General features: G+C 38.2%; 9 protein-coding genes. All 9 read left to right on the forward strand.

The window, feature by feature from the left end:
• Nucleotides 1–120 precede the first annotated feature (120 nt).
• The 9 genes from pabB (at nucleotide 121) to AC1RFD_RS21645 (ending at nucleotide 7996) form a co-directional block, all read left to right on the forward strand.
• The gene (pabB, locus tag AC1RFD_RS21605; RefSeq protein ID WP_054548589.1) at nucleotides 121–1530 is read left to right on the forward strand and encodes an aminodeoxychorismate synthase, component I; all 1410 of its coding nucleotides are present in this window, start codon (nucleotides 121–123) and stop codon (nucleotides 1528–1530) included.
• Nucleotides 1527–2108, forward strand: coding sequence for an aminodeoxychorismate/anthranilate synthase component II (gene pabA, locus AC1RFD_RS21610; RefSeq protein ID WP_048395320.1), 582 nt, complete (start codon nucleotides 1527–1529; stop codon nucleotides 2106–2108). Before pabB ends, pabA begins: the two co-directional genes overlap by 4 nt.
• Nucleotides 2109–2948 (forward strand): aminodeoxychorismate lyase, encoded by an 840-nt coding sequence (pabC, locus tag AC1RFD_RS21615; protein WP_492475249.1) that lies wholly within the window; start codon nucleotides 2109–2111, stop codon nucleotides 2946–2948.
• A 13-nt stretch (nucleotides 2949–2961) separates the two neighbouring features.
• A complete protein-coding gene (folP, locus tag AC1RFD_RS21620; protein WP_004229126.1) occupies nucleotides 2962–3816 on the forward strand; it encodes a dihydropteroate synthase in 855 nt (284 codons plus the stop codon).
• Nucleotides 3816–4181: a dihydroneopterin aldolase gene (gene folB / locus AC1RFD_RS21625; RefSeq protein WP_004229125.1), complete on the forward strand. Its 366-nt coding sequence runs from the start codon at nucleotides 3816–3818 to the stop codon at nucleotides 4179–4181. The genes folP and folB overlap by 1 nt, the downstream gene beginning before the upstream one ends.
• Nucleotides 4181–4693 (forward strand): 2-amino-4-hydroxy-6-hydroxymethyldihydropteridine diphosphokinase, encoded by a 513-nt coding sequence (gene folK / locus AC1RFD_RS21630; RefSeq protein ID WP_492475250.1) that lies wholly within the window; start codon nucleotides 4181–4183, stop codon nucleotides 4691–4693. Before folB ends, folK begins: the two co-directional genes overlap by 1 nt.
• Before the next feature lie 87 nt (nucleotides 4694–4780).
• On the forward strand, nucleotides 4781–5821 hold the full coding sequence (gene dusB, locus AC1RFD_RS21635) for a tRNA dihydrouridine synthase DusB (protein ID WP_103117258.1): 1041 nt from the start codon (nucleotides 4781–4783) through the stop codon (nucleotides 5819–5821).
• A 179-nt stretch (nucleotides 5822–6000) separates the two neighbouring features.
• Nucleotides 6001–7503, forward strand: a complete 1503-nt coding sequence (gene lysS, locus AC1RFD_RS21640; protein ID WP_259951243.1) for a lysine--tRNA ligase — start codon at nucleotides 6001–6003, stop codon at nucleotides 7501–7503.
• 211 nt (nucleotides 7504–7714) lie between these two features.
• Nucleotides 7715–7996: a hypothetical protein gene (locus AC1RFD_RS21645; RefSeq protein ID WP_048395308.1), complete on the forward strand. Its 282-nt coding sequence runs from the start codon at nucleotides 7715–7717 to the stop codon at nucleotides 7994–7996.
• The last annotated feature ends 563 nt before the right edge of the window (nucleotides 7997–8559 follow it).

The raw sequence follows: 8559 nt of genomic DNA on the forward strand, positions 1-8559 counted from the left end.
TAAAGGGGCCCTTTTTTAGTGTGAAAACTAGGGCACTATGAAAATTATAAAAACATTCGCTTCTATGTAATAATCAAGTTAAGATGGAATCACATCATATGTTTAAAGGGGAAAAATAACTTGAAAACAATACTTACAAAAACATTAACGATGGATGCAGATTCATTTTTTTATAGCTATAAAAGGCAGACAGAGACGCAGCAAGCGCATGTGTTTTTAGAGAGTGGACGTGGTGGACATTTTTCAATAGCTGCGTGGAATCCATTAGCTACCGCACGATCAGTAGAGGGTGGGCTTTTCGTAAATTGGAGAAATGGCAGACAGGAAGTTTTACAAGGGGAGTCCCTCGACTTACTGGAAGAGCTTGTGGCGGAATATCAGGTTTCTTATAATGCAGAGCTACCTGTTTTTCAGGGAGGGGCTATTGGATTTGTGTCGTATGATTATGCTCGTAAAATCGAGGAGCTTCCTAATACGGCAACAGATGATTTACAAGTGCCTGATATCTATTATTATATCTTTGATTGCTGGGCCGTACATGATGTGAAAACGAATACAGTGACACTTATGAAGTTAGAAGAGAATGAGGTTAACTTGGAAGAATGGGCTAACATCTGGCAGGTTGCTGCACAGGCTGGATTAGACGCGCGCAAATTTGAGAAAACAACTGCTATAGAAGTTAAGAATGATGAAAATGAGTTGCTTGTTTCATTTGCAGGCGGCGATTTCGAGGCAGCAGTAAAAAAAATCCAAAAGTATATCGCACAAGGCGATGTCTTTCAGGTGAATTTATCTGTTCGTCAGTCTAAGAAACTCAATGCAAATGCACTAGATGTCTATGAGGCACTACGAGCGTTTAATCCGTCGCCATATATGGCTTATATTGAAGCACCTGATTTTTCTGTTGTTTCTGGATCGCCAGAGTTACTAGTCAAGCGTCAAGGCAATGAGTTGTCGACGAGACCAATCGCTGGCACTCGACCAAGAGGGAAGTCGGAAGAGGAAGATTTAGCGTTGGCTCAAGAATTAATTGATAATGATAAAGAGCGTGCTGAGCATGTGATGTTAGTGGATTTAGAGCGCAATGATTTAGGACGCGTATCCACCTATGGAACAGTGGAAGTGGATGAGTTTATGGTCATTGAGCGCTATTCACATGTTATGCATATCGTTTCGAATGTGCGTGGAGAAATAGCAGAAGGTAAAACGAATGCAGATGTTATTCGTGCGATGTTCCCAGGTGGGACAATTACAGGAGCGCCAAAAATCCGCACTATGGAAATTATTGAAGAATTGGAGCCTGTACGACGTGGTTTATATACAGGCTCAATCGGCTGGCTAGGCTTTACAGGTGATATGGAGTTTAATATTGTAATCCGTACAGCGTTTGTAAAAGATGGGGTTGCGCATATTCAAGCTGGAGCAGGCATTGTCATTGACTCTGTTCCGGAAAGAGAGTATCAGGAATCTTTAAATAAAGCGAAAGCAATGTGGCAGGCAAAGGCAATGGCAGAGGAGCGAGTAATATGATTTTGATGATCGATAACTATGATTCATTTATTTATAACATCGTCCAATATTTGGGTGAATTTGGTCATGACATAGTAGTAAAACGTAATGATGTTATTACAGTAGAAGAAATAGAACAACTTTCGCCAGATATGATTGTTATTTCTCCAGGGCCATGTAGTCCAAATGAGGCGGGGGAAAGCCTGAACATTATTAAATATTTCGCGGGAAATATTCCGATTTTAGGAGTTTGTCTTGGACATCAGGCGCTTGCACAAGTGTTTGGTGGTCATGTCATACAAGCGGAACGTTTAATGCATGGGAAGACATCACCCGTGCTGCATGCTGAAGTGGGTTTGCATAAAGGCATGCCAAATCCATTCCAAGCAACTCGCTATCATTCTCTTATTGTAGAAAAGGAGACATTACCAGCGTGTCTAGAAGTAACAGCTTGGACAGAAGAAGGAGAAATTATGGGTTTACGTCATAAGGAATATCCTATTGAGGGTGTACAATATCATCCGGAATCCATTATGACAGAGCAAGGGAAACAACTTCTTCGCCAATTTATAGAAATGTATATAGAAGGAGTGAAATAGATGCAGTGCTGGATGAACGGAAACTATATGGCGGCCCAGGATCTGAGAATTTCGCCATTTGATCATGGATTTTTATATGGATTAGGATTTTTTGAAACGTTCCGTACATATGGTGGTCAGGTATTTTACTGGGAAGCACATATGGAAAGATTACAACATGCTTTATCACAATATCACATTCATTTAAACTATCCTGAAAGTGTATTACTTGAGGCTGTGCAACAACTAAATCAACTTGCTGGCGGTCAGGATGGTTACTTCCGTTTAAATGTATCTGCGGGTGAACATAATATTGGATTACAGCCAACAGAATATAGACAACCTAATATCATCATTTTTCGCAAGGAACTTCAAGACACGCCGCGTGGTACTGAAAAGTTTGCACAATGGCTTACCATACCACGCAATACACCTGAACAAGCATTTCGTGTTAAATCGCACCATTACGGCAATAACGTGCTTGGTCGCTTTGAAATGCCATCACTGGCTCAACAAGAAGGTTTCTTTTTAACAGAATCAGGCTATGTAGCTGAAGGTGTGACATCAAATATATTTTGGATAAAAAATGATATACTATATACGCCTTCTTTGGAGACAGGTATTTTACCAGGAATTATTCGTGCATGGGTTATAGAAAAGGCTAGTGCGCTAAACCTTGACGTACAGGAAGGCTTTTATACAAAAGAGGATTTACTAAAAAGTACGGAATGCTTCATTACCAATTCAGTACAAGAACTTGTGCCTATTAGTAGCTTGGCGAACCAGCGATTTTTAGGCAATAAAGGACCTATTTATTCCATTTTGCATAGCGCATTTGTTCAAGAAGTGGAACGAGGATAGAAGGAGCGTTTACATGCTAGAAAAATATACGAAACCATTAACGATTAATGGTATTACATTAGACTATAGACAAGAAACATTTGTTATGGGGATTCTAAATGTTACACCGGACTCCTTCTCTGATGGAGGAAAGTATAACAATGTGGAGGCTGCAGTTACTCAAGCAAAAAAAATGGTGGCTGAAGGAGCAAAAATTATCGATGTAGGTGGAGAATCTACACGTCCTGGGTACGAACGAATTTCAGATGAAGATGAAATTGCACGCATCGTGCCGGTTATTCGAGCGTTAGCACAAGAAGTAAAGGTCATTATTTCAGTTGATACGTATAAAGCAAGTGTGGCGCGTGCCGCAATTGAAGCCGGCGCACATATCATCAATGATATTTGGGGAGCAAAGGCAGAACCAGAAATTGCTCAGGTTGCTGCAGACTTACATGTTCCAATCATTTTAATGCATAACCGTGAAAATATGGATTATGGTGTTGATTTTTGGACGACTGCAAAGGCAGATTTAGAAAAAAGTATTGCCATTGCACAGCAAGCGGGAGTTCCCGATCATCATATCATCTTAGACCCCGGTATCGGCTTTGCTAAAAATACTGCACAAAATATAGCTATGATGCAACACTTATCGGATTTAGTGGCTATGGGCTATCCCGTATTATTAGCAACATCACGTAAATCAATGATTGGTAATGTCTTGAACTTACCTGTTGAGGAGCGTCTTGAAGGGACAAGCGCCACAGTGGTTTATGGAATTGAAAAGGGTTGTCATATGATAAGAGTTCATGATGTAAAGGAAATGGCGCGGGCAACGTATATGACGGATGTATTAGTGGGTAAACGTTTGTTTAAGGAGGAAGCGTGATGGATTATATTCATTTAAAGGACATGCAGTTTTATGGTTATCATGGTGTATTAGCAGCTGAAACCACTCTAGGCCAACGCTTTCGAGCAAATGTTTCGCTTGCAGTAGACATGACAAAAGCCGGTGAAACGGATGATCTTTCTTATACCGTAAATTATGCAGAGGTATATGCGTTATGTCGGGATATTGTAGAGGGTGAACCGTTTAAGCTTATTGAGGCTCTTGTTGTGAAAATAGCAAATGTGATTTTAGCAACCTATCCTGATAAAGTAAAAGGAGTTCGTGTAGAGCTTATTAAACCAGACCCACCTATTCATGGTTATTATAAAGAAGTCTCTGTTGAGGTTACGAGGGGGGATTTCTAATGAAGGATGTCTATTTATCTATCGGAACAAATATGGGGGAGAGATATGAGAATCTTCAGCATGCAGTAGACCTTTTAAAAGAAAAGAAGGAACTAGAGTTGATTCGTGTTTCATCTGTTTTTGAAACAGCTGCTGTAGGTTATACGGATCAGGCCGATTTTTTGAATATAGCTGTTCATCTAAAAACAGCTATATCGTCTGTTGAGATGTTGAATATTTGCCAAGAAATCGAACGGGAATTAGGGCGTGTAAGAGAATTCCGCTGGGGCCCAAGAGTTATTGATCTTGACATTTTACTTTACAATCAAGAGAATATTGAAACGGAGAACTTAATTGTTCCTCATCCAAGAATGTACCAGCGAGCGTTCGTCCTAGTACCACTTGTAGAGATCACACCATCACCTTTCGATGAACAGCTACAACAAGCGCATGATCTGTTACAGCAAATGGATTGTGAAAAGGAAGGCGTAATCTTCTGGAACCACTTTAATGAGCCGTCAGCGGTGAATTAAGTATTTGTATAGGAATGAATTATCAGCGTATAGCATTAACGATAGATAGAGAAAATAGGTAAAGCTTATAGAGGAGGAAGAAAAACGTTGAGTCAGTCAACAGAGAAGCCATTTCAAATTGGCGATATTGTCATGGACAACCGAGTAGTATTAGCGCCAATGGCTGGGATTTGTAACTCTGCTTTCCGATTAACGGTTAAGGAGTTTGGGGCAGGTCTCGTATATGCTGAAATGATTAGTGATAAGGGCATTGTCCAAAAAAATGAAAAAACATTAGGTATGCTTTATATCGATGAACGTGAAAATCCTCTTTCACTGCAAATCTTTGGTGGAGATAAAGAAACCTTAGTGGAAGCAGCGAAATATGTGGATGAAAATACGACTGCTGATATTATTGATATCAACATGGGATGTCCTGTTAATAAAATTATAAAATGTGAAGCGGGAGCACGTTTACTACTTGATCCTAATAAAGTATATGAGATGGTAGCGGCTGTTGTGGATGCTGTTAAAAAGCCGGTTAGCGTAAAAATGCGTATTGGTTGGGATGAAGAACATATCTTTGCGATTGAAAACGCTCAAGCTGTTGAGCGTGCAGGTGCAGCTGCAGTAGCAGTTCATGGTCGTACACGTGTACAAATGTATGAGGGTAAAGCGAACTGGGATTATATTCGTCAAGTAAAGGAAAATGTCAGCATCCCTGTGCTTGGTAACGGTGACGTGGAAACACCCCAAGATGCTAAACGTATGCTGGAAACTACAGGTGTAGATGCAGTAATGATTGGACGTGCTGCTTTAGGTAATCCATGGATGATCTATCGTACGGTTCAATACCTAGCAACTGGTGAATTAAAAGAAGAGCCAAGTGTACGAGAAAAAATGGACGTATGTTTACTACACTTTGAACGACTTCTTCAATTAAAAGGAGAAGGAATTGCAGTACGGGAAATGCGTAAGCATGCATCATGGTATTTAAAAGGAATCCGAGGTAATGGTAAGGCCCGCAATGCTATTAACCAAACAGAAACTGCGGCAGAACTTCGGGTACTATTAAATAGTCTTGTACTGGAGTATGAAGAAAGCGAATCTAAATTGATTGTTCCAGAAGTTAAAGAATTAATGATATAGTTTTTATTATGGGCGTCTCTATAATTTGATAGAGGCGCCTTTTCAGCAGCACCTTTAATTTTTAGAATTATTAATTATTTTGTATTGGATTGAAAATAAATTGAAACAGATGATTACAGCACTAAAATTGTGTACAATAGAAATATTATGGACGTAAACGCGGACAATTTACTTAAGGAGTGAAACAAGTGTCAAATATAGAAGAATTAAATGATCAACTATTGGTGAGACGCCAAAAGATGACAACGATACTAGAAAATGGACAAGACCCATTTGGAAGCCGTTTTGAGCGTACACATTTATCAACAGAAGTACGTGATCAATTTGCAGATCAAACAAAAGAACAGCTTGAGGAAAACCTTCAAGAGGTAATTATTGCGGGCCGTATTATGACGAAACGTGGTAAAGGAAAAGCTGGCTTTGCACATATTCAAGATTTAAATGGTCAAATTCAAATTTATGTTCGTCAAGATCATGTAGGCGAAGAAGCGTATGAATTATTTAAACAAGCTGATTTAGGAGATATCGTGGGTGTGCGTGGTAACGTGTTCCGTACACAAGTAGGAGAACTTTCTGTAAAGGCTGAGGAATTCACATTCCTTACAAAAGCGCTACGTCCTATGCCAGAGAAATTCCACGGCTTACAGGATGTTGAGCAACGTTATCGCCAACGTTATCTAGATTTAATGACAAACGAAGATAGCAAAAAGACATTTATCACGCGTTCGAAAATTATTCGTGCAATCCGAAATTATTTAGATAATGCTGGATACTTAGAAGTAGAAACACCAATGCTTCACACAATTGCAGGTGGCGCAGCAGCTCGTCCATTTATTACGCATCACAATGCCCTTGATATGGAATTATATATGCGAATTGCCATCGAATTGCATTTAAAACGTTTAATAGTTGGTGGTTTAGAGAAAGTTTACGAGATCGGACGTGTGTTCCGTAATGAAGGAATTTCTACACGCCACAACCCTGAATTTACAATGATTGAACTATATGAAGCATATGCTGATTATCAAGATATCATGTCTCTAACTGAAAACCTTATTGCACATGTTGCTCAAGAAGTTCTCGGTACAACTTCTGTTCAATATGGTGAAGATGAAATCAACCTTGCTGTAGGCTGGAAACGAGTTCATATGGTTGAAGCTGTAAAAGAGGCTACAGGTGTAGACTTCTGGCAGCCGATGACAAAAGAACAAGCACAAGCACTTGCTAAAGAGCATGGAGTTGAAGTGAAGGATGTTCACGAAGTAGGTCATATTATCAATGAATTCTTCGAACAGAAAGTAGAAGAGACGCTTGTACAGCCTACATTTGTATATGGTCACCCTGTAGAAATCTCACCTCTTGCGAAGAAAAATCCAGAGGACGAGCGTTTTACAGATCGCTTTGAGTTATTTATCGTTCGTCGTGAGCACGCCAATGCCTTCACAGAGTTAAATGACCCTATCGACCAACGCCAACGCTTTGAAGCACAATTAGCAGAAAAAGAAGCAGGTAATGATGAGGCACATGAAATGGACAATGATTTCATTGAAGCATTAGAATACGGTATGCCTCCAACAGGTGGTTTAGGTATAGGTATTGACCGTTTAATTATGCTACTAACAAATTCACCATCAATTCGTGATGTATTATTGTTCCCAACAATGCGTCATATTACAAAATAAATTACTGCGTAGGCTCTTTATAGAGCTGCTAAAGAGCATTCAATGAATTAAGAGGAGAATTCACAGGATAGGTGAGTTCTCTTCTTTTTGCTCAATGAAAAAAATTAAGTTGTTTAAACGTAGATTATATTTAGGTTATACTTTTATAGTTCTATGTTTTTCAAATCAAATACAATAAGTATAAAAAGAAGTATTTTATTGGGGGCTTATAATGAATTACAAAATTATTAACAAACAAGTATTTGAACAGGCACAATTACGTTCTGTTTCTGATGTTCCATTTACGGAGGAAGAGCTCGAGCATGGTATGAAATTAGTCGTTGCTAAAAAAGACGAGAATCTTACTTTATATTTAGTAGAAATAGATGGCCATAAGAAATTTGATGTTCGTTGGGACGATTCTTCTGAAATCTTTAGTGGCTGGTATTCTGCATGGGATAACTTCTTGTGGTGCTTAAATATAGTTGACCCTCAAGGTAATGAAATAAAATAGGGACTATTAGAAATAAGCAGGCGCTAAAGTACTTCTACTTTAGCGCCTGCTTATTTTCATAATGAAATTTTTAAAAACCTTCTTTGACCTAAACAACTAATTAAATTTGTAGTTTTATTTAGGAAGTAATTTTACACTAAGTTTTATGAGCTATATTTAACTTGAAAAGTAAGTAGTATTTTAATTTAAGATATTGAGATTTAATAGAAAGAGATGTATAGTAAAACAAATAATAAATAAGGAAAGATACTATGATTTACGATTCTCGTAAATACACAAATTTGCTTATTAAAGCAAGTTTGTTAAATTAAATTAGATTTTGTATAAAAAACACTTGCGAAGTTTTTTCTAACGTGATAAATTATTACTTGTCGTTAAGACGATGCAATCAACAACATTGAACTTCAAAAACAATTTGAAAAAAAGATGTTGACATGAATAATTGATTATAATATAATTTAAAAGTTGTCTCCGCTGATTTGAAAAAACATTTTAAAAAAGTGTTGACAACGAAGTGAAGAAATGTTATAATTTAAAAGTTGCTGTCGAGAGATGATTGCTAA

Source organism: Lysinibacillus sp. GW823-FHT02G10, from assembly GCF_058797135.1.